A 488-nucleotide genomic window follows, 5' to 3' on the forward strand; every position below is an offset into this window, starting at 1 on the left:
CGGAACGTATTGGTGTAGTCCGCGTTCTGTGTCTGCATCCAGGTGAGCAAATCGGCAATCAGTTTGTCGTCTCCGGCTTCGCTGCCGAATAATCCCAGTTTCTTGTTCATCATGGCGCGCCATTTTTCTTCGTAACGCTGACTGAATGACTTCAACGACGCGGTGGCTTTTTCGATCGCTGTGTCCATGTTTTCGTCGATCAGGCTGAGCAGGGTTTCCGCAAAACGGCCCAGGTTCCATTGGGTGATGCTGGGCTGGTTTCCGTAGGCATAACGGCCCTGATGATCGATGGAGCTGAACACCGTGTTTGGGTCGAAACGGTCCATGAATGCACAAGGGCCAAAATCGATGCTCTCGCCAGAAAGGGTAACGTTATCGGTGTTGAGCACGCCGTGAATAAAGCCCACGCGCATCCAGTTGACCACCAGATCTATCTGACGATCCATCACCGTTTCGAACAGCGCCAGCGCCTTGTTATCTACCCCCTC

General features: G+C 53.3%; 1 protein-coding gene. It reads right to left on the reverse strand.

Annotated features, from left to right (window positions below; genetic code table 11):
* On the reverse strand, positions 1-488 hold a 488-nt coding region (locus A3730_RS28170; RefSeq protein WP_197477710.1), incomplete at both ends, for a protein adenylyltransferase SelO family protein.

Source organism: Alcanivorax sp. HI0044 (assembly GCF_001634945.1).